The sequence below is a fragment of the Nocardia sp. NPDC051463 genome (assembly GCF_040681975.1).
Taxonomy (GTDB): domain Bacteria; phylum Actinomycetota; class Actinomycetes; order Mycobacteriales; family Mycobacteriaceae; genus Nocardia.
The window spans coordinates 762696-783437 of sequence record NZ_JBFBAB010000001.1 but is presented as its reverse complement, the minus strand read 5'-3'; the positions used below and the strand labels follow the sequence as shown (position 1 = coordinate 783437).

The 20742-nt window shown below is 66.3% G+C and carries 16 protein-coding genes; 10 read left to right on the top strand and 6 right to left on the bottom strand.

Annotation, left to right across the window (positions count from 1 at the left end):
- Positions 1-78: 78 nt before the first annotated feature.
- The 3 genes from inhA (at position 79) to AB0M74_RS03485 (ending at position 2834) form a co-directional block, all read left to right on the top strand.
- Positions 79-942 carry an NADH-dependent enoyl-ACP reductase InhA gene (inhA, locus tag AB0M74_RS03495; protein WP_364901186.1) on the top strand — a complete coding sequence of 288 codons (864 nt, stop codon included), beginning with the start codon at positions 79-81 and terminating at the stop codon, positions 940-942.
- A 162-nt stretch (positions 943-1104) separates the two neighbouring features.
- Positions 1105-2163 (top strand): ferrochelatase, encoded by a 1059-nt coding sequence (locus AB0M74_RS03490; protein ID WP_364901184.1) that lies wholly within the window; start codon positions 1105-1107, stop codon positions 2161-2163.
- A 140-nt stretch (positions 2164-2303) separates the two neighbouring features.
- Positions 2304-2834 (top strand): hypothetical protein, encoded by a 531-nt coding sequence (locus tag AB0M74_RS03485; RefSeq protein ID WP_364901182.1) that lies wholly within the window; start codon positions 2304-2306, stop codon positions 2832-2834.
- 34 nt (positions 2835-2868) lie between these two features.
- On the opposite strand, the gene AB0M74_RS03480 is transcribed toward AB0M74_RS03485, so the two are convergent.
- The 4 genes from AB0M74_RS03480 to AB0M74_RS03465 all read right to left on the bottom strand — a co-directional run bounded on the left by AB0M74_RS03480 (position 2869) and on the right by AB0M74_RS03465 (position 6252).
- Entirely contained in the window at positions 2869-3618 is a 750-nt protein-coding gene (locus tag AB0M74_RS03480; RefSeq protein ID WP_364901180.1) for a serine protease, read from the bottom strand.
- A 99-nt stretch (positions 3619-3717) separates the two neighbouring features.
- Complete coding sequence (locus AB0M74_RS03475; RefSeq protein ID WP_364901178.1) at positions 3718-4533, bottom strand: hypothetical protein; 816 nt, start codon at positions 4531-4533, stop codon at positions 3718-3720.
- A gap of 116 nt (positions 4534-4649) precedes the next feature.
- Positions 4650-5315, bottom strand: coding sequence for a class I SAM-dependent methyltransferase (locus AB0M74_RS03470; RefSeq protein ID WP_364901176.1), 666 nt, complete (start codon positions 5313-5315; stop codon positions 4650-4652).
- Between the two features lie 109 nt (positions 5316-5424).
- Positions 5425-6252, bottom strand: coding sequence for a DUF3097 domain-containing protein (locus AB0M74_RS03465; protein ID WP_364901174.1), 828 nt, complete (start codon positions 6250-6252; stop codon positions 5425-5427).
- Between the two features lie 95 nt (positions 6253-6347).
- Between AB0M74_RS03465 and AB0M74_RS03460 the strand changes: the two genes are divergently transcribed.
- Together AB0M74_RS03460 and AB0M74_RS03455 are read left to right on the top strand one after the other, a co-directional pair.
- Positions 6348-6779, top strand: coding sequence for an NfeD family protein (locus tag AB0M74_RS03460; protein WP_364901172.1), 432 nt, complete (start codon positions 6348-6350; stop codon positions 6777-6779).
- Complete coding sequence (locus AB0M74_RS03455; protein ID WP_364901170.1) at positions 6779-8038, top strand: SPFH domain-containing protein; 1260 nt, start codon at positions 6779-6781, stop codon at positions 8036-8038. The genes AB0M74_RS03460 and AB0M74_RS03455 overlap by 1 nt, the downstream gene beginning before the upstream one ends.
- A gap of 68 nt (positions 8039-8106) precedes the next feature.
- On the opposite strand, the gene AB0M74_RS03450 is transcribed toward AB0M74_RS03455, so the two are convergent.
- The gene (locus AB0M74_RS03450) at positions 8107-8673 is read right to left on the bottom strand and encodes a helix-turn-helix domain-containing protein (protein WP_364901168.1); all 567 of its coding nucleotides are present in this window, start codon (positions 8671-8673) and stop codon (positions 8107-8109) included.
- A 76-nt stretch (positions 8674-8749) separates the two neighbouring features.
- Here AB0M74_RS03450 and AB0M74_RS03445 point away from each other — a divergent pair, with 76 nt between their 5' ends.
- Entirely contained in the window at positions 8750-9211 is a 462-nt protein-coding gene (locus AB0M74_RS03445) for a cupin domain-containing protein (protein ID WP_364901166.1), read from the top strand.
- 34 nt (positions 9212-9245) lie between these two features.
- Here the strand turns inward: AB0M74_RS03445 and AB0M74_RS03440 are convergent, their stop codons facing one another.
- Positions 9246-9803: a TetR/AcrR family transcriptional regulator gene (locus AB0M74_RS03440; RefSeq protein ID WP_364901164.1), complete on the bottom strand. Its 558-nt coding sequence runs from the start codon at positions 9801-9803 to the stop codon at positions 9246-9248.
- A gap of 153 nt (positions 9804-9956) precedes the next feature.
- Here AB0M74_RS03440 and AB0M74_RS03435 point away from each other — a divergent pair, with 153 nt between their 5' ends.
- The 4 genes from AB0M74_RS03435 to AB0M74_RS03420 all read left to right on the top strand — a co-directional run bounded on the left by AB0M74_RS03435 (position 9957) and on the right by AB0M74_RS03420 (position 20740).
- Positions 9957-10889, top strand: a complete 933-nt coding sequence (locus AB0M74_RS03435) for a ParB N-terminal domain-containing protein (RefSeq protein WP_364901162.1) — start codon at positions 9957-9959, stop codon at positions 10887-10889.
- 111 nt (positions 10890-11000) lie between these two features.
- Positions 11001-13169, top strand: coding sequence for an MMPL family transporter (locus AB0M74_RS03430; RefSeq protein WP_364901160.1), 2169 nt, complete (start codon positions 11001-11003; stop codon positions 13167-13169).
- Positions 13170-13185: 16 nt separating this feature from the next.
- Positions 13186-14331, top strand: a complete 1146-nt coding sequence (locus AB0M74_RS03425; RefSeq protein ID WP_364901158.1) for an LLM class flavin-dependent oxidoreductase — start codon at positions 13186-13188, stop codon at positions 14329-14331.
- Between the two features lie 124 nt (positions 14332-14455).
- A complete protein-coding gene (locus tag AB0M74_RS03420; protein WP_364901156.1) occupies positions 14456-20740 on the top strand; it encodes an SDR family NAD(P)-dependent oxidoreductase in 6285 nt (2094 codons plus the stop codon).
- Positions 20741-20742: the final 2 nt, after the last annotated feature.

The window sequence follows — 20742 nt, the reverse complement described above, 5'->3', positions numbered from 1 at the left end:
GACGGCAATCCGGCTGGCGCCGACACCGTCGGTGGCCGCAAGCAACCTACACACGACTTTCAGGAGAACCGAGAACTCATGGGCGGACTGCTCGAAGGCAAGACAATCCTGGTCACCGGCATCATCACCGACGCTTCCATCGCTTGGCACGTCGCCAAGGTGGCTCAGGAGGCGGGCGCGAAGGTGCTCATCACCGGGTTCGACCGGCTGCGGCTGATCGACCGGGTTGCGCAGCGGCTGCCGCAGCCGGTGCCGCCGGCCATCGAGCTGGACGTGCAGAACGTCGAGCACCTGGCCACGCTGGCGGACCGGGTGCGTGAGGTCGCGCCGCAGGGCATCGACGGCGTCGTGCACTCCATCGGATTCGCACCACGCTCCTGCCTCGGCATCGGCGGCGAGTTCCTTGACGCGCCGTGGTCGGATGTTGCCGTGGCACTGGAGGTTTCGGCCTACTCGTACGCGGGCCTCGCCAAGGCGCTGCTGCCCGTGCTCAACGACGGCGCCTCCATCGTCGGCATGGACTTCGACCCCCGCCAGGCGGTGCCGTTCTACAACTGGATGGGCGTCGCCAAGGCGACCCTGGAGTCGGTGAACCGCTATGTCGCCCGCGAGGTCGGCCACCGCGGCATCCGCTCCAACCTGGTGGCGGCGGGCCCGGTCAAGACCTTGGCCGCCAAGGCCATCGCGGGTGCCGCGACGGGTGAGGCCAAGAAACTCGAGGCGCTCAACACTGTGTGGGACGAGAACGCCCCGCTCGGCTGGGACGTCAACGACCCGACCCCCGTCGCCAAGTCGGTGTGCGCGCTGCTCTCGGACTGGTTGCCGGGCACCACGGCCTCCATCGTCTATGTCGACGGCGGCGCCAGCCACAACTGGTCCATCCCGGCCAGCATGCTCGGCGAAGACGCGCCGGTGGCCGAATCCGAGCCCGCGAACGCGTGATGCCCCGGACGTCCGGGCGGCTGAACCTCCCGGTATCCGGGCTCGGGATGGCCCCGTCGTCCGGGTACCGGTGTTTCGGTCGGCCCGGCGTCGGAACCGTCGCACGGGCGCAGACACTGGCAACCGGACTCCGGCAGGCGCCGGCATGAGGATGTGTTGAGCATGGGTTTTGACGCGCTGCTGCTGCTTTCCTTCGGGGGTCCCGAACGCCCGGAAGATGTGATGCCGTTTCTGGAGAACGTCACGCGGGGTAGGGGAGTGCCACGCGAACGCCTCGAGGAGGTCGCGAAGCACTATCTGCACTTCGGCGGCGTCTCGCCGATCAACGCGCTCAATCTCGACATCATTGCCGCGGTCGAAGCCGAACTGGCCGCAGCCGGAATTGATCTCCCGGTGTACTTCGGCAACCGGAACTGGCATCCCATGGTCGAGGACACCGTCGCGCGGATGGCCGCGGACGGCGTGCGTTCCGCGCTGGTGTTCCCGACCTCGGCGTGGGGCGGCTACTCCGGTTGCCTGCAATACCACGAGGACATCACCAGGGCACGCGCGGCTTTCGGCGCCGGTGCGCCGGAACTGGTGAAGCTGCGCCAGTATTTCGATCATCCCCTGCTGATCGAGTCCTTCGCCGACGCGATTCGTGCCGCGGTGGCCGAACTTCCGCTCGACCGGCGGGGTCGGGCGCGCCTGGTGTTCACCGCGCACTCGATCCCGATCTCTGCCGATGCCACTGCGGGCCCGCCCGCGGATGGTGGCAGACTCTATAGTCGCCAGGTCGCCGAGGCCGCACGTTTGTGCGCAGCCGCAACCGGATTCACCGATTTCGACCTGGTGTGGCAGTCACGTTCGGGCCCGCCGCAGGTCCCGTGGCTCGATCCCGACATCATCGATCACCTCGAAGCCCTGTCCAGCAAGTCCGTCGACGCCGTGGTGGTCTGCCCGGTCGGCTTCGTCTCCGACCACCTCGAGGTGATCTGGGATCTGGACAACGAAGCGAAGGCGAAGGCCGCCGAGCTGGATATGGCATTCGCCAGGGCGGCGACGGCGGGCACCGATCCACGATTCGCCCGGTTGGTCGTCGAGTTGATCGGCGAACACCTGACGGATGCGGCGGCGCCCCGGCTCGGCGAGGTGCCGGGATACGGGTGCACCCGGAATGGGGATCCGTGTGCCGTCGGCTGCTGCGCGCCTGCCCGGCGCAGCGCCCCGGCCGTTCGGTGAATCGGGCCCTCGGACAGCGGATCGGGGTCGGCTGCCCAGTGGTGCACCTCGACTGCCCAGCCTCGGGAGGTTCAACGAGGTTGCGATAGCATCCCTTTCGGCTTCAGTAGAGGACCGGAGCCGCTCGAAGGGGGAACCCGATGGTCTCTGTCGACCTGCTGACCACCGCAGGCATGCTCGATACGCACGTGTGGTCCGATAGCACCACATGGGTGACGGCGTTGGACGCCTACGACGCTCGGCGTCGTGGTGGCAGCAGCAGTGGCGGCGGCGTGAGTGCTTCGGCCTATGTCGTCGGCATCATCTGCTTGATCATCATCGTCGTCGCGATCGTCATTGTCGTCCGCTCGTCGTCGAACAGCAGGAACCAGAACCAGTTGCCGCAGAGCCCACCGCCGTACCCGCCGCAGCAATACCCGCAACAGCAGTACGCGCCGCAGCCCTATCCGCAGCAGACCCCCGGCCAGCCCTATCCGCAGCAGCCGTACTCGCCGCAGACGCCGGGCCAGCCGTATCCCCAACAGCAGGCGGGCCAGCCCTACTCGCCGCAGACGCCGGGGCAGCCCTATCCGCAGCAAGCGCCGGCACCGGGCTATCCGCAACCGTACGGGCAGCAGCCGTATCCTCAACAGCCCCAGCAATACCCGCCGCAGCAGCCGCCCTCCTACTGACCGCAGGGTCAGGGCGCATCAAGTTTGCCGACAATCATCGATCCAGCTGTGGGAGTGCGTAGACACCCGGGAAGCCGGGGCGCGCGCTGCCTTTGCCCCATGAGGTGAGCCCCGCAAGCCTGCCATCGACGAGCAATGGTCCACCACTATCGAGTTGGCCGGTGTCTGCGTCGGTAGAACCCGCACAGAGCATGTCGCGTGGATCGAAGGCCGAGCCGTATGCGGCGGTACAGGCACTGTCGGAGACCAGAGGGACGACGGCGGCGCGCAGGACGGTATTGGAGTAATTGCCCTCCGCGGTCGCGCCCCACCCGAGGATTGTGCCGAAATCGGCTCGCTGGGTAGCAATTTCTACGAACGGTCCCGGTTGTGGACGGTCCAGGGTGAGGATTGCGACGTTGTTGTGGTGGACGGTTTCGCCGTCGAAGTCGGTGTCGTGGAAGTCGGGGTCGATGCGAATGTCTCGGACTCGCACGGTGACTCCGTCATTCGAGCGCAGGTCGGTGCGGCCGAAGGTGACGGTGAGTGCCGGTGGGATCAGCTGGGCCGGCTGGACGCAATGTGCTGCGGTGACCACCTGATCCGGCGCGATGAGCGCACCGGCGCAGAACTGTCCCGACGCACGGGTAAGGAAGAGTGGGCTGCCGATCGCGGCGAGCCATGGGTACGCCGTCGCCGTTGCGGGGCTGCCACCCACGATCGCCGAGGCGGGAACCGCCGCGGGGAGACCGAGACCGATCAGCGCGGCGGCCAGGACCGCGGAACTGCGCTGTGTGAGGAGCATTGCGCACCACCCTGCGTGGGAGAGCCGGGTTGATCGGCCCCCATTCAACCAGAAGAGGCCGCCACCTGGTGAGCAATCAGACCGATGGGTTCGCGTGACTCAGGACGTGGCGCGGGCCGCTGCGTGCACGGCGACGAGGCGGGCGGCGCGGATGGCGTCCCAGAGTGGGCGCAGCAGGTCTTCTTGCGCGCCGATGGCCGTTGCCGACGTGGGGGAGGATGCCGGTTCCCGTTGTGCCACGGTGAGGATGGCCGCTACGTGGTCGGCGCTGTTCAGGATTCGCCTGGCGCGTAACGGAATCGACTCGGGGTAGTCGTGTTTGGAGTAGTCGGCGAGCTCGGCCTCGATGAGTTCGCGTGGGTCGGAGTCGGCGGCGTTGACGGAGGTGGTGTGCAGCTGCATCAGCGCGTCGGCAGCGTCGCGGACGGCTTCGCGCATTGCGTATTCGGCCTCGCCCAGCGACATGTCGGGGCCGGGTGCGGGCGGGATAGGGGTGCTGTAGACGGTCCATTGCAAGGTGTCGTCGTCGGCCCACTGTGGGATCAGACCGGTGCCATCGGTTCCTGGGACGCCGATGAGCAAGCCCTCACCGGTGTCGACCGCGTCGGCGGCGAACACGGTGCCCGCGGGCAGGCCACGCACGTCCCCCGGCACCGGAAGCACCAGCCGCAGCTGTGCACCCGGCTGCGCCATGGTTTCGCGAATCACCTTGAGCAAGGCCATGACTCCGGTGCCGGGCAGGTTGCCCCGCGAGGACCATGGCAGGTCGTTGCGGCCGCCGGTCTCCGGGTCGCCTGCGGCGATGGTGTGCTGCGGCGCCCAGGCGTACAAGGCCTCCAGTATGTCGTCGGGCGCGCTGCAGCCGGCCAGCCATGAGCCGGCCCACACCGTCAGCGTGGCACTAGGAGAGCACATAATCATCGAGCATAAAGGGTGATCGCTACCCGGGGGCATCCATCCCTGGTGCCCCGGTGAGCTGCGTGCATGGATGGCCCGACTGATTCGAAATGCGCATGGTTAACTCGTTGGTGTCAGGCCCTCCGGAACACCGCGCGCCACCGGTATGCCTCCGGCCTGGTCGGCAGGGATACCTGCTCGATACGTATGGGTTCCAGCCCGTCTACCGCGAACGATTCGATTTCCGCCCGAGTCAGCGGCCATGGCGGACCGTCCACATGCTCGCCCTCCACTCGGATGCCGGAGATCACCAGCAGTTCACCACCCGGCGCCACCATGTCCGCGACCTGGGCGATCGCCTCGGCCCGGACCGACAGTGGCATCGACTGCACGGTGATGGACTCCACCACGAGGTCGAACGCACCGCTCCACTCGGCGGGCGGATCGAGCAGATCAGCGACGACGTAATCCACCGGCGAGTTCGGGAAGCGCTCGCGGGTCGTCCGAATCGCGGTTTCGGAAATATCGAAGGCGGTGGTGCGGAAGCCCAGCCGCACAACATGTTCCGCATCCCTGCCCAGCCCGCTGCCGACCACCAGCGCCCGCCCGCCGACACCGGCAGGCTCGTGGCGTTCGGCCCAGTCGACCAGCAGCGGATTCGGTTCATCGGCATCCCACGGCACGATCGCCGACCCCAACTCCGCGGCGGCGTACAGCTGCTCGAACCATCCGGTCGGATCGCCTTGCGCGAGCGAGTCGGTAGCGAGCCGGGTTGCGTCCACATCACGATGGTTGGTCACCCGTCGAGTCTTGCAGAATGCGGCGACGGGCTTCGTTCGACGTCCCGGTCGTATCGGCTGCCCAGCATGTGAGGTTCGGTAAATCCGGATATTTCGGACGAGCGGGTTACTACTCGGGCTCGGTGACGAAATCAATGAGCCGCTCCACCGCGCCGATGAGCGGGGCTTCGAGGTCGCGGAAGGATTCGACGGCGTGGTAGACGCGCCGCCAGCCCTCTCGAGGAGTACCCCAGCCGAGGCGGCGGCAGACGCCGGTTTTCCAGTCTTCGCCGCGTGGCACCTCCGGCCACGCCTCGATTCCGACGGTGGCGGGGCGCACCGCCTGCCAGACATCGATGAACGGGTGTCCGGTGACCAGGACATGCGGGCCGAGGCCGGTGGTCAATTGGGTTTCCTTCGAGCCGGTGACCAGGTGGTCGACCAGTACGCCGACTCTGCGGCCGGGGGCCGGGTCGAAGTCGACGAGTCGCTCGGCCAGGTTGTCCAGACCCTCCAGATGTTCCACGACCACGCCCTCGACGCGCAGGTCGTGGCCCCAGACTCGTTCGACGAGGGCCGCGTCGTGCACGCCCTCCACCCAGATCCGGCTGGTTCGGGCGACGCGGGCGCGTAGCCCTTCGACCCGTGTGGAACCCGACGCCGAGCGGGTGGTCTTTTTCGCAGCGGCAGCGGCAGGCCGGACCAGAGTGACCGGTCGGCCGTCGATCAGGAACGCGGCCTCGCGCAGCGCGAACAGCCGCACCGCTCCGCGTCCGTCTTCCAGCTTGACGAATTCGCCGTCGTAGCTGCGATCGAATCCGACCACGGCGCCGCAGAATCCGGTGGCCGCGTCTTCGACGACGAGGTCTCGCTCCGCCGTCACCTGCGGCACTGCCCGGTGCTGCTTGCGCGAGTGCCCGCCGAAGATGTCGTTGCCATACATGTCACGCGAACTCACCCGCCCGAAGCTACCGTGCCCGGCCCGGCCGGTGGTGGAGGGCTGATCTTGTGTCTGTCCGGCCCAGATGGGGTCCGGACCACTACAGTGGTTTTGTGGCCGCAATTGTTTGGCTGGTCGCGGGGATTCTGCTCGCGGCGGCGGAGATGCTCACCGGAGACCTCACTCTGCTGATGTTGGGCAGCGGCGCGCTTCTGACCGCCGGAATCAGCTTCGCCGCAGACACATCGGTGGTTGTGGACGCGATCGTCTTCGCGGTGGTTTCGATCGTTCTGATGTTGGGGGTGCGGCCGGTTCTGTTGCGGCACTACGGAAAGCCGCCGCTGACGCCGACCAATGTGGACGCGCTGCCCGGCAAGTCGGCACTGGTGCTCGACGCGGTGACCGAGCACAGCGGGCAAGTGAAACTGGGCGGTGAGGTGTGGACCGCTCGGCCGTTCGATCCGACCGAAGAATATCCGGAAGGGACCAAGGTGTTCGTCATGAAGATCGACGGCGCGACTGCCGTCGTCTGGAAGGGGCCGTAATGGCTGTACTGATCGTTGCCGCCGTTCTGGTGCTGCTGGTCGTGGTGGTCGTCTTCAAGTCGATCGCGCTGGTGCCGCAGGCCGAGGCGGCCGTCATCGAGCGGCTCGGACGGTACTCGCGGACCGTGTCCGGCCAGCTGACGTTCCTGGTGCCCTTCGCCGATCGGATCAGGGCGAAGGTGGACCTGCGCGAGCGGGTCGTGTCGTTCCCGCCGCAGCCGGTGATCACCGAAGACAATCTGACGCTGCACATCGACACCGTTGTGTACTTCCAGGTGACCAGCCCACAGGCGGCGGTGTACGAGATCAGCAACTACATCGCGGCGGTCGAGCAGTTGACCGTGACGACGCTGCGCAATGTGGTCGGTGGTATGACGCTGGAACAGACGTTGACCTCGCGTGACCAGATCAATGGGCAGTTGCGCGGTGTGCTGGACGAGGCGACCGGGCGCTGGGGCCTGCGCGTCGCGCGGGTGGAGCTCAAGAGCATCGATCCGCCGCCGTCGATCCAGGAGTCGATGGAAAAGCAGATGAAGGCCGACCGGGAGAAGCGCGCGATGATCCTCACCGCGGAGGGCACGCGGGAGTCGCAGATCAAGACGGCCGAGGGCACCAAGCAGGCCGCGATTCTCTCCGCCGAGGGCGCCAAGCAGTCGGCGATCCTGGCGGCCGAGGGCGAACGGCAGAGCCGTATTCTGCGTGCCCAGGGTGAACGTGCGGCCTCCTATCTGCAGGCGCAGGGTCAGGCGAAGGCCATCGAAAAGGTCTTTGCCGCTATCAAATCAGGTAAGCCGACACCGGAACTGCTTGCCTACCAATACATGCAGACGCTGCCGCTGGTCGCGCGCGGCGATGCGAACAAGGTGTGGCTGGTACCGAGTGATTTCGGAAAGGCACTCGAAGGATTCGCGCAGAACTTCGCCACGAAAGGCGAGGACGGCGTCTTCCGGTACGAGCCCGCGCCTGTCGATGACGTGGCGAGCAAGCCCGAGGACGATTCCGACGTCGCGGGGTGGTTCGACACGGCACGCGATCCGGCCATCGAACGCGCCGTCCGCGCTGCGGAGGCCGATGCCCGCACCCCGGTCGAAGGCGCTACGTCTACACCGAGACGCTCTTATGAACCTTCTCCGCATCAACCGGTGATTCCCGTGCACGAAGCGTTCCCGCCGGAACAGCCGCAGCCACCGCAGCAATACCGGCCCGACGATCCCCATGGTCGTTCGTGGCAGCAGCCGGGTAGCAACCCGCAGCAGTAGCCGCGCCTACCGACCGCCCCGGTGTTCGTCCGGACACCGGGGCGGTTTTCGTTGTCACGGTCGATGATTCACGACACACGCAAGCCGTTCATGGCGAGGTCGATGAATCGGAGCCAGTCGCCACTGCCGGTGCGGATGGTCGCGGACAACGCGCCAACCAGCATGTAGACATCGGCGACCGTGGCGTCGGTGCGCAGCGTTCCCGCTGCCCGGCCGTCGGCGATCAATACCTGTATGGCTGCCTCGAGTTCGGTCAGGGCGGTGCCGCGCGGTTCGGTCTCCGGTGTCCCGCGGGCGGTTTCGATGGCGGCCGAGAGTCCGCGATCGCCTGCCAGTACCTCCCCGACCTTGGTCAGATACAGCTCGAGCCCGCGGCCGAGCTCGGGCTGCCTGCGACATTCGGTGCGCGCGTATTCGGCCAGCTCGTCGAAACGATGCTCGGCGGCGGCTTCGACGAGGGCCTGCCGAGTGGGGAAATGTCGGTAAACGGTGCCGACCCCCACCCCTGCTGCCCGCGCCAACTCCGGCATCTGTACGTCGTCGCCGCGCTCGGCGAACAACGCCCTGGCGGTCTCCAGTAGGCGTAACCGGTTGCGCTGTGCGTCTTTTCGTCCGGACGTCGATGGGGTTGACAACGTCTGCACTCCTCGGTCTTAATTGAAACGGAATAGGATTCCGATTCCAGTGTCTCACAGTGGAGGACAGCTTTCCATGTCAGAAGACCGTTTCATCTTTCTCGAACCCACCCAGGTGCGACCGGGACGCGTGCCGATGCCGCCGGCCTTCGCCGTGAAGGCGATGACCGCCGACACCGACGGCCGCTTCTCCCTGCTCGAAGTGATTGTCGCCAGGGACATTCCGCGCCACATCCATCACGCGGCCGACGAAGGCATCTACGTCCTCGAAGGCGAACTCGGCATCGACTACGACGACCGGACCTACATTGCGAGCAAAGGCAGCTTCACGTTGTTGCCCCGCGGCATTCCGCATGCGCTGCGTTGTGTCTCGACGCCGCCGCCGCGGGTCCTGCAGATCTCCTCGCCGGGCGGCTGGGAGCACTACCTCGAGGACCTTTTCGAGGCTGGGCCCGCAGTGCTGACCGATGGCGAACTCGACCCGGCGAAGATCAATCCGATCGCCGCCGCCTACGACATTCGGTACGAAGAACGCTGAGCGCATTCTCCCCGCCGCGCCCGCGGGAGGAGGACTATCCGACGGACTGCAGGTTCGCGGTGAGCATCTGGACCGCGGCGCGGCGCAGGTCGCGGCGGGGACGGCGGACATCGAGTTCGGCGATGCAGATCTCGGCGACCATGGCCACCTTCAGCTGAGAGGCGGCGTTCGGGTCCGGCCAGCCCACCGCGACCATATCCGGTTGCCCCACCGCGACGAAGATTTCGTGGCGTCTGCGGATCTCCTCGCGCAGATCCGGATCGGTGCGTGCCTGCACCATGAACGCCTCGGTGCCACGCGCATCGAGGCAGGCGTCGAGAAATGCGTCGAGGCTCAGACCGACCCGCTCGAGCCCCGGTGGGATGCCGACCAGGGCGGCCAATACCTTCTGCGAGAGAGAGTCGAAGAATCGGCGGTGTAGTGCGATGACATAACTGCGGCGATTAACGAAGTGGCGGTAGAAGGTGCCTTTCGCCATCCCGGCTTCCGCGACCACCGCATTGATCGAAAGGCGTTGTAGCCCCTCACGTTCCGCTACCACAGTGCCCGCGATCAGCAGTGCCGTACGACCGGGGTCGGCAATGACTGTCATAGTTTCGCACTCTCCCCACTCTTCTTGGAAAGCCTAGTATCGAACACCCCGCGCACATACGCTGTGACCGATCGGTCGGAGCCTGGACGGTTTCGAGACCGTCGGGTCATCGATGACCGTGCCGTTTCTGGGTGACACCCCTGGGGGTTTCGAATGTCCGCTGAGCGAAGTTTTACCGCCGGTGATGTAGTTCCAATCTCGACCAGCGCGCGCTATCTGGTTTCGATCGATCAGTTGTTGCCTGCGGACTCGCCCCGTTCCAATGGCGAGGACCGCAAGCATATCGCCCGCCTCGCCGAGAGTGAGGCCGAACTGCCACCAATCCTGGTGCACCGCAGCACAATGCGGGTCATCGACGGAATGCACCGGCTGCGGGCGGCGCGATTGCGCCAGCAGGACAACATCGAGGTCGAATTCTTCGACGGCAATCAGGCCGAGGCCTTCCTTCGCGGCGTCGAGCTGAACACGACGCACGGGTTGCCGCTGACGCTCGCGGATCGAAAGGCAGCGGCCGAGCGCATCATTGATTCGATGCCGGAGCTGTCGGACCGGGCGATCGCGGCCAGTACCGGTCTGTCGGGGAAGACGGTCGCCGCCATTCGAAAGCGTTCGAGTGCGGAAATTCCGCAGTCGAACGTTCGTGTCGGCGCAGACGGACGCCGCAGGTCACTGGATCGGACGCAGCGCAGGCGGCGGGTGGCCGAGTTGCTCGCCGGCTCGCCCGATATGCCGTTGCGGGCACTGGCCGCGGCCGCGGAGGTGTCGATCAGTACCGCCCACGCTATCCGAAAGCGACTGCGCGAGATGGACTGTCCGGTCGGCGTCGGTAGTTCCGAACAACCCGATGACGCTTCGCTGCTGCTGCAACAGCTCACCCGCGATCCCGCCATGCGGCTGAACCAACAGGGCCGAGATCTGCTGCGCTGGCTGCACACCCACTCGATCCAGCGCGACGTCTGGACCACCCTGATCGCCGCCGTGCCACCGCACACCGTGCCGGTCATCACCGAGCTCGCCAGCAAGAACGCCAAAGAATGGCGTGCGCTGGCCAGCCACATCGATTCCGCATCCGCTACCACCGAATAATCACCCGAGCGCAATTCGCCCGAACGCCCGAGATCTCACGAGGTAATCGTCATGCTTGTTGGTGTCGCACGGTTTGCGTCACGTCGGCCGCGTTCGATTCTCTCTGGGGCCTTGCTGATCGGAATTGTCTGTGTCGCGCTCGGCTGGACGGCGCCTGCGCACTTGAAATCGGGTGGCTTCATGCCGCCGGACACCGAGTCGACGCAAGTCGCGGCACTGCTGAATCGCAGTTTTCCGGGTGCCGCGCCGAATCTCGTGTTCTTGGTCAGCGCACCAGAGGGCATCGATAGCCCCGCCGCCCGGTCGGTCGGCGAACGACTGTCGAAGGACCTGCGCGGACGCGCTGACATCGACGCCGTGCAGTCGTACTGGGACCTGCCCGCCGACCTGAGGCAGGCGTTGCGCAGCACCGATGACCGCAGCGGCCTCATACTGGCCCACGTCACCGGCGACGACACCGACGCGCCGAAGCGGGCGGGCAGGATCGCCGAACAGCTCGCAGGTGACACCGACGGCGTCACGGTCCGAGCGGGCGGCCAGGCGGTCGCACTCGACCAGATGAGCCACCAGATCATTAGGGATCTCCTGGTCACCGAGGCAATTGCCGTGCCGCTGACCGGGTTGGCGCTGATGCTGGTGTTCGGCAGCGTGATCGCGTCGATAATTCCGCTCGCTGTCGGTGTCTTCACTATCTTCGCGACGCTGCCGATTCTGCGGCTGCTCTCCGAGATCGGCGATGTGTCGATCTTCGCGTTGAACATGATGAGCGCACTGGGTTTTGCCGTCGCGATCGATTCGAGCCTGTTCATGGTCAGCAGATTCCGTGAGGAACTCGCCAGCGGCCGCGCCACCACGGCGGCGGTGCTGCGTACCGCACAGACGGCGGGCCGCACCGTGTTGTTCTCCGGCCTCGTGGTGGCGTTGTCGCTGTCCACGTTGCTGGTGTTCCCGCTGTATTTCCTGCGTTCGCTGGCCTACGCGGGGTTGGCTGTGCTCGCGGCGGCTGTGCTCACCACGTTGCTGCTCGTGCCCGCGGCGCTGGCAGTGCTCGGACCACGGGTGAATCTGTTCGATCTGCGAATCCCGTTGCGTCGCCTGTTGCGTCGCCTGTTGCGTCGCCCGCTGCCGGTTGCCGTCGATCCGGCCGCGAGTCGCTGGTATCGCGCGGTGACCGTGGTGATGCGTCATCCCGTGGTGGCCGCGGCGGCCGTGATCGCCGTGCTACTGGTGCTCGGTGCGCCGTTCCTGTCGATCCGGTTCGGGTCTGCCGACGACCGAGTGATCGCCGGGGCGTCCAGCCATGAGGTCGGCGATGCGCTGCGCACCGACTTCCGGGAAAATGCCATGGCGGGTGTGCTCGTGGCGCTGCCCGACTACCACGGTCCGAGCGAATCGCTCGGCACCTACGCTGCTCAGCTCTCGCGTGTCGACGGTGTCACCTCGGTGGTCTCGGCCGCCGGTACCTACATCGGCGGCACCCGCCTGGCTTCCGCGCTGCCCGATATGGCCGATGACGCGGGCACCTATCTCCGAATCGGTACTCGGCTCGATCCCTATTCGCCTGCGGGCACCGACCAGTTGGACCGGATTCGTGTGGTGGCCGCTCCCGGTCCGGCCCGCTTCGGCGGTGCCGCGGCGGAGAACGTCGATTCGCTGCATGCTCTCGGTGCGAAGGTCCCGCTGGCGATTGCGCTGATCGCGCTGTCCACGTTCGTGGTGCTGTTCCTCTTCACCGGCAGCGTTGTGCTGCCGGTCAAAGCTCTGGTGCTCAATACGCTGTCGCTGTCGGCGACCTTCGGTGCGATGGTGTGGATCTTCCAGGACGGGCATCTGGCCGGACTTTTCGGGTTCGCTCCAACCGGCTATCTCGTGCCGACCATGCCGATTCTGATGTTCTGCATTGCTTTCGGTGTGTCGATGGACTACGAGGTGTTCCTGCTTTCGCGCATCCGTGAGGAGTGGCTGTTGTTCGGCGACAACGCCCATGCCGTGGCGATGGGCGTGGCGCGGACCGCGCGCATCTTCACCGCCGCCGCGTGCCTGATGGCCATCGCCTTCGCGGGGATGGTGACCTCGCGCGTGTCGTTCATCCAATTGTTCGGCCTCGGATTGACGCTGGCGGTGCTGTCGGACGCCACCATGATCCGCGGCGTCCTCGCACCCGCGCTGATGCGGCTGATGGGCGCCGCCAACTGGTGGGCGCCGCGGCGCCTCGCGACTCTGCACGAACATATCCACATCTCCGAGACCAGCGTCGATCTCGAGCCAGTAGCCAAATGATCGAACAGGACACGACATGGCGAAATTTCGCACCGGCGTCATGGATTCGGGTGTCTACACCCGGTTTTCGCCCGACTTGCAGTTCCGCGGCAGCCGCTCTTTGGCGATGGCAGGTGGCGCGGACTCGCTCTGGGTGACCGACCATCTGCCCTCTATTCTGCCCGCCTCGATCTGGAACCCGAGGCATGTCGGCATCACCAGGCTCGCACCGCACGCGGACGGGATCTATGAACCATGGACCGCGCTCGGGTATCTCGCCGCGCAGAACCGGCTGGCGCGGATGCGCCTCGGGGTCGGTGTCACCGATGCGGGTAGGCGCAATCCGGCGGTGACCGCGCAAGCCGCGGCGACGCTGCACCAATTGAGCAGGGGCCGGGCGATTCTCGGCATCGGCACCGGCATCCGCGACAACAACGAGCCCTACGGTGTGGACTGGAAAGCGCCGGTCGCGCGCTTCGAGGAAGCGCTGGCGACCATCCGGGCGCTATGGGACTCACACGGCGGCTTGGTCACTCGGGAGTCGGCGCACTTCCCGTTGCGCAACGCTGTCTTCGATATTCCGCCGTATCGGGGCACCCGGCCCGAGATCTGGGTGGCCGCGGGCGGCCCCCGAATGTTGCGCGCCGCAGGACGATACGCCGACGTGTGGTTCCCTGGCTTCGCGCAACAGCCGCAGGACTACCGGCAGCGGCTCGAGCAGGTCCGCAGCGCGGCATCCGACGCAGGCCGCGATCCGATGGCGGTCGACGCCGCCGCGGTGTTCAGCGTGCTCACCGGCGCGCGACAGTCCGATGTCGACGAGCTGACCGACAGTGTCGGGGCGCGGGCGCTCACGCTGTGTGCCCCTGGCGAGATGTGGACAAGGCACGGCGCCACCCATCCGATGGGCGCGGATTTCGCCGGTCTGCAGGACCTCATTCCGCAGACCTTGGACGAACCGACCGTGCTCGAATACATCGAAAAAATCCCGCGGTCGCTGGTGCGTGAATTCTGTCTGACCGGGACACCGGACGAAGTGATCGATCAGCTTGCCGAATGGCGCGACAACGGCCTGCGTTATGCCGTGCTCATGAACCTGAGTGCAATTCATCCAAAAATGAGAAGCGGAATGTTGTCGAATGCACCGCTCGTATCGATCTTGCGCAGGCTGAAACGGTTCTAGTGCAACAAGATTGACGTCTGATCCACCCCGTGAATATCATGGGTATCGCGAGCGAAGAGGCTCGATCGATATTTATGCTGCGGGTGGGCTCGGCATATTTAATTTCCGTAGACCAGGAGTGATAATGGTCGACATTGCAATTGTGGGTATCGGCTGCCGATTTCCCGGCGGCGTATTCGACCCGGAGAGCTACTGGAATTTTCTCCTCGCAAAGGGTGACGGCATCGTCGATATTCCGGTGGATCGCTGGAGCATCGAGAAGTACTACGACCCGGATCCGGACGCACCGGGCCGTATGTACACCAGGCGCGGTGGCTTCCTCAGCCAACCACTCTGGGATTTCGATGCCGATTTCTTCGGCATCGCCCATCGGGAGGCTGCCATCCTGGACCCGCAGCAGCGGCTGTTGCTCGAGGTGACCTGGGAGGCGCTCGACGACGCGGGGATGGCCGGGCGGGTGTCCGGCCACTCCGTCGGTGTCTACATCGGCGGATTCATTCTCGACAACGTGCTCGGCCGCAGTGGGCCGCTGGTGCGGGAGGCCATCACGAATCACACAGCGATGAGCGCCTCGCACACGTTGCTGTCGAACCGCATCTCCTATCTGCTCGACCTGCACGGACCCAGCCTGACCGTCGACACGGCGTGCTCCTCGTCGCTGGTCGCCACGCACTTGGCGGTCCAGGCGATCACGAACGGCGAATGTGAGATGGCATTGGCCGGCGGCGCCAACACCATGCTGCAGCCAGAGACCTTCATCTCCATGTGCAAGGGTCGCTTCCTCGCCGTCGACGGCCGTTGCAAGACCTTCGATGCGGCCGCCGACGGGTACGGCCGTGCGGAGGGCGCGGGCGCGGTGCTGCTGAAGTCACTGGAGGCGGCCCAGCGTGACAATGACCGCATCTACGCGGTCATCCGCGCGAGTGGGGTCAATCAGGACGGTCGCACGATCGCTGTCCCGGTGCCGAATCCGATTGCCCAGGAACAACTTGCGCGGCAGGTCCGTCAGGACGCCGGCATCGCGGGGCACGAGGTGAGCTATCTGGAAGCGCACGGCACCGGCACCGCTGTGGGCGACCCGATCGAATTGTCGGCGCTGGGAGCGGTATACGGCGCGGTGGACGGCCGCAGCGAACCGGTGCCGGTCGGCTCGGTGAAGAACAACTTCGGGCATACCGAGGCGGCGGCCGGTGTCGCGAGCCTCATCAAGGCGGCACTGACACTGCACCATCGCACCGTGGCGCCACAATGCTCGCTCGATACGCCGAATCCGGACATCCCCTTCGACGAGCTACGGCTGCGCGTGCCACTGGCTGCCGAGCCATTGCGCGCGGCACCCGGACAGGGCATCGTCGCGGTCAACGGATTCGGGTACGGCGGCACCAATGCACACGTTGTGCTGGGTGAAGCGCCGCGGCCGACGGCCGCACCTGAGGACGAGCGTCCGGTACTGCGCGTACTGCCGGTCTCCGGACGTGGCGAGGCCGCCGTGCGGACGCTCGCGGGCGAGATGGCTTCGGCGCTGGCCGAGCAGCCTATCGAGACGGTGACGGCGGCGGCATGGACCCGCCGCGCCCACCACCCACTGCGCGTCGGGTTCGCCTACGAGAACGCCGAGGATCTGCGCGCCCAGTTGGTCGCTTTTGCCGCGGGCGAGGGTCGCGCACCGAGCCGGATCGTCGGTGACGGTGAGGTCGAGCCGGTCTTCGTATTCAGCGGCATGGGTCCGCAGTGGTGGGGAATGGGCCGTGAATTGCTCACCACCGAATGCACTTTCGCGAGGGTGGCGCGCGAGATCGACCGTGAGTTCGTGGCGGTCGCGGGCTGGTCGATCCTCGACGAGATGCTCGCCGCCGAGATCGATTCGCGCATAATGCAGACCGCATACGCCCAGCCCGCCAACTTTCTGTTGCAGGCGGCGCTGGCCGCCGAACTCGCAGACTACGGCATCTATCCGTCGGTGGTAGTCGGTCACAGCGTCGGTGAAGTCGCCGCTGCGTACATCTCCGGCGCGCTGTCGCTGCGCGACGCGGTGACCGTCAGCTATCACCGATCCCGTTTGCAGGCCGCGACGGCGGGTACCGGTGGCATGCTCGCCGTCGGCATGTCCGAGGCCGACGCGCGCGAGCTACTCGCGCGCACCGAGGGCATCTCGATCGCCGCGGTCAACAGTCCCGGTTCGATCACCCTCGCCGGCGACAGCCAGGACCTGGAGATGCTGCGCGACATGCTGGCCTCCACCGGCGTCTTCGCGCGCACCTTGCGGGTCGAGGTGCCCTATCACAGCCACCTGATGGACCCGATCCTCGACGAGTTGCGTGCCGAATTGGCCTCGCTCGCTCCGCGGGACGCGAAGGTCACCACCTATTCCACCGTGACGGCGGACGAGATCACGGGCGACACCTGGACAGGCGATTACTGGTGCCGCAATGTCCGTGAGCCCGTCCGGTTCGCCGACGCCATCGGTGCGTTGGTCGACGCTGGGCATCGGGTGTTTCTCGAGGTCGGACCGCACCCGGTGCTCAGCGGCAACATCCGAGAGCTGCTGATCCAGCGCGGCGTGGTCGGCGCCTCGGTGACCACGCTGGCGCGGGACCGGCGCGACCGCCAGCATGTGCTGCGCGCGGTGGCCGACCTGTATGTCGCGGGCTCGCTGGACAGTTCGTCGATCCCCGGCAGGCCCGCCTCGGTGGTTGGGCACGTCGATCTGCCCGTCTACCCGTGGCAGCGCAAGCGCATCTGGCACGACGAGCCGGTTACGTTGCTCGACCGGCTCGGCACACCGGACAGTCGTGCGCTGCTCGGCGACCCTACCTCGGCGGTGTCGTCGGAATGGGAAGTGCAGCTTTCGGTTTCGCGTCTGCCCTGGCTGGCCGACCATGTCGTGGACGGCTACGTCGTGTTGCCGGGCGCCGCCTATCTCGATGCCGCGCTGAGTGCCGTGATAGCGCGCACCGGCCGCACGAGCGCGGGACTGGAGTCGGTGGAATTCGTCGCGCCGCTGGTGATCGACGAGCACGATGTGCCGGTGCTGCGCGTGACCGTGGAGGAATCGACGCGCCGCTTCATGATCCGCTCGCGTTCGGCCGACACCGCGAACTGGACATTGAACGCCCACGGCCGACTGATCGAGGCCGACTTCGAGCCCGCGTTCGAGAACATCGCCGCACCGGGGGACGCTATGGTCATCGCAGGTCCGGATCTATACCGTGCCTTGGCTTCTCGCGGGCTCGACTACGGGCCCGCTTTCCAGCGCATTGTGTCGGCCGTCGTCGGTCGAGACGCTGTCGTCGCGTCACTGGCGCCCGTCGAGGTCGCCCACCGACATCTCGCCCACCCGGTCATCGTCGATGCGGCATTGCAGTGCGTTGCTGCACTGGCCGCCGGTTCGGCAGCGGATTCCGATGTCGCCATCGTGCCTGCCTCGATCGCGGGCGTGCGGTGGCTCCACGAGCTGCCCGAGAGCGCCAGGGTGGTGGTGACCAGGCGGGGCAGCGTTCCGCTGCGCGCCGATATCGCGATCGTCGGCGAGCACGGCGAGGTCGCGATGCGGATGACCGGCGTCGAGTTCCGTCCGGTCAGCGCGGCGGTCGATATTCCACATCAACTGGAACAGGTTTTCTACCAGTCGATCTGGGAGACCATCGAACCGCAGCTGCCGGTCGAACAACCCGAATTCGATGAGGTCGTCGTTACCGTCTGTGTCGGACCCGACGCCGCCGATCGCGCGGTCGCGCTGCTCGGGGATCGGTCCGATCGGACCGTGGTGATCACCGACCCCGCCGACGACGGCGCCGACGAACGGCTGCGACTCGCGCTGCGCACCGAAGGAGCATCGGCCGGACCACGGATCCGGGTGGTCGTCGTCTTCGACACCGAATTCGCGGCCGCTCAGAATATCTACTGGCTGGCCCGCATCGCGAACGCCGTAGAGGATCTGCGCATCGGTGACGAGGCGGTGCAGATTCGCGGTGTCCTGGTCACCGAGCAGGCCCTGCGCACGCCTGGGGACGCCTCGGCCCGAATTCGCCACGGCGCGTTGATCGGCGCGCGCCGGGCCCTGCTCAACGAGCAGCCGGTCGCCAGGTGGCGATTGATCGACCTGGCCGCAACCGCTGGGCCGCCTGTCGCGAATCTGATTCTGGTGGAGGACATCGTCGATGAGATCGCGGTGCGCGGTGACGCGTACTGGGCCGTGCGGCTCGAGCGGAATCTCGCGTCCTACCTGGAGCAGCGCGAGCAGACCGGACCACTGTCGAAGCCCGACCAATCCTTCGAGGTGGAGATCCCCAGGTCGCGACTGATGTCGGATCTGGCGCTGCGCGAAACCGACCGGACCGCGCCCGGACCCGGCGAGATCGAGATCCGAATGGACGCCGTCGGACTGAATTACAAGGACGCCATGAAAATCATCGGCGTTCTCACCGAAAAGGAGCTCGGCGACACCTATTTCGGAATGACAGTGGGTATGGAGGGCTCCGGTCTGGTCGAACGGATCGGACCGGACGTCACCGATATCGCCGTGGGCGACCGAATGATGGTGTGTGCGCGCGATATCCTGCGCAAGTACGTCACGATGCCCGCCGACGCAGGCGCGACGTTGCCGCATCCACTCGCGCCCGGCGAGTATTACGACCCGCTGACCTGCGGTTCTGGATTGCCCTTCCTGACAGCGGAATTCGGTCTGCGCACGCTGGCCGAACTGCAGCCGGGTGAGACCGTGCTGATCCATGGCGCTGCCGGCGGCATGGGCATGGCCGCGGTACAGGTCGCGTTGAATATCGGCGCGCGGGTGATCGCGACCGCGGGTACGCCGGAACGACGTGAGCACGTGCGGTCGGTGGGTGCGCACGAGGTGCTGAACTCGCGGTCGGTCGATTTCGTCGACGACATCGCGCGACTGACCGGCGGGCGTGGTGTGGACGTGGTCTATAGCTCCGCGCCGGGTGAGATCCTGCAGCAGAACTTCCGTGTCGCAGCGGAATTCGGTCGAATCATCGATATCGGCAAAGCCGATATCTACACCGGCGGCGTTATCGATCTCGGGCCGTTCGACCGCAACCTCACGTTCATCGCTGTCGACATGGATCGGGCGCTGGCGCACGATCCGGAGATTCTGCGCAGGCCGATGCGTATCACCCAGCAGGCCCTGCGCGAGGGCACCTACCAATACCTGCCCTACACCGCCTATCCGCTGTCGGAAATCGTCGCCGCGTTCGAGTCGGTAGCAAGGGCCGATCAGGTCGGCAGGGTCGTAGTGGACTTCCGCCAGGATCAACCGCTGGTGCGGCCGAAGCTGGAATATCCACGGATCGACCCTGCCGCAAGCTATCTCGTGACGGGAGGTTTCGGCGGCTTCGGTCTCGCCACGGCCCGCTGGCTGGTTCAACAGGGGGCACGCAGGCTGGTGCTCGCGAGCCGCAGCGGTGCGGCCAGCCCGCAGGCTCGCGCCCAGATCGCCGAATTCACCGAGGCAGGAGTCGAAGTGGTCGAGGAGCGCCTCGACATTTCCGACTACGACGCCACAGTCGGTCTCATCGCCAGGATCGACGGCGCGGCCGGACCGTTGCGCGGCATTTTCCACGCCGCCGGGGTGGTCAACAATCTGCCCATTCCGCAGATCACGCGCGAGTCCGTCGACGACCTGTTCGCCAAGGTGCGCGGCGCCGAGAATCTCGATCGGGCCACCGATGCGGTCGGGGTCGAGCTCGACATGTTCGTGCTGTACTCCTCGATCAGCGCACTGGGCTGTATTACTCCACAGATCGGTTACGCCGCAGCCAATGCCGCGCTCGACGCGCTTGCGGCCAACCGGCGCGGCCGAGGCGCGGCCGCACTGTCGGTGAACTGGGGTTTCATGAGTGGCGGCGGTATGGCCGACACCACCGAGGCCTTGGTCGATTACGTCAAGATGCTCGGCTTCCTTCCCATCGATATGGACAGGGCGACCACTCTGCTGCGTGAATGTCTATCTCTCGACACCGCGCAGGCCGTGGTGGCCGACATCGATTGGGAGGTGTGGTCACGCGGCGCGCGGCCTTCCGCCGAAACCCATCGGTTCCGCCAACTGCTCGCCGAGGTCGGCGTCGGTGGCGCATCGGGGGGCACGCTGCGCGCCGAGATCCTCACCTTGCCGGTCGAGCAGCGAGTCGATTTCGTCGCGCAGCGGCTCGCCGATCAACTCGCGGTGGTGCTCGGCGTGGAGACCGACACCATCAATATCGACGAGCCGGTCACCGACCTCGGGATGGACTCGTTGATGGCGATGGAGTTCGGCGCCCGTACCGAAAAAGCGCTCGATCTCAAGATTTCCGCGCTCGAGATCAGCAGGGGCCTGTCGCTGCGCGGTCTCGGAACCAAAATTGTCAGCCAATTCGAGACGCCCGGCGACGAGCCGGTCGCGGCCTGAAA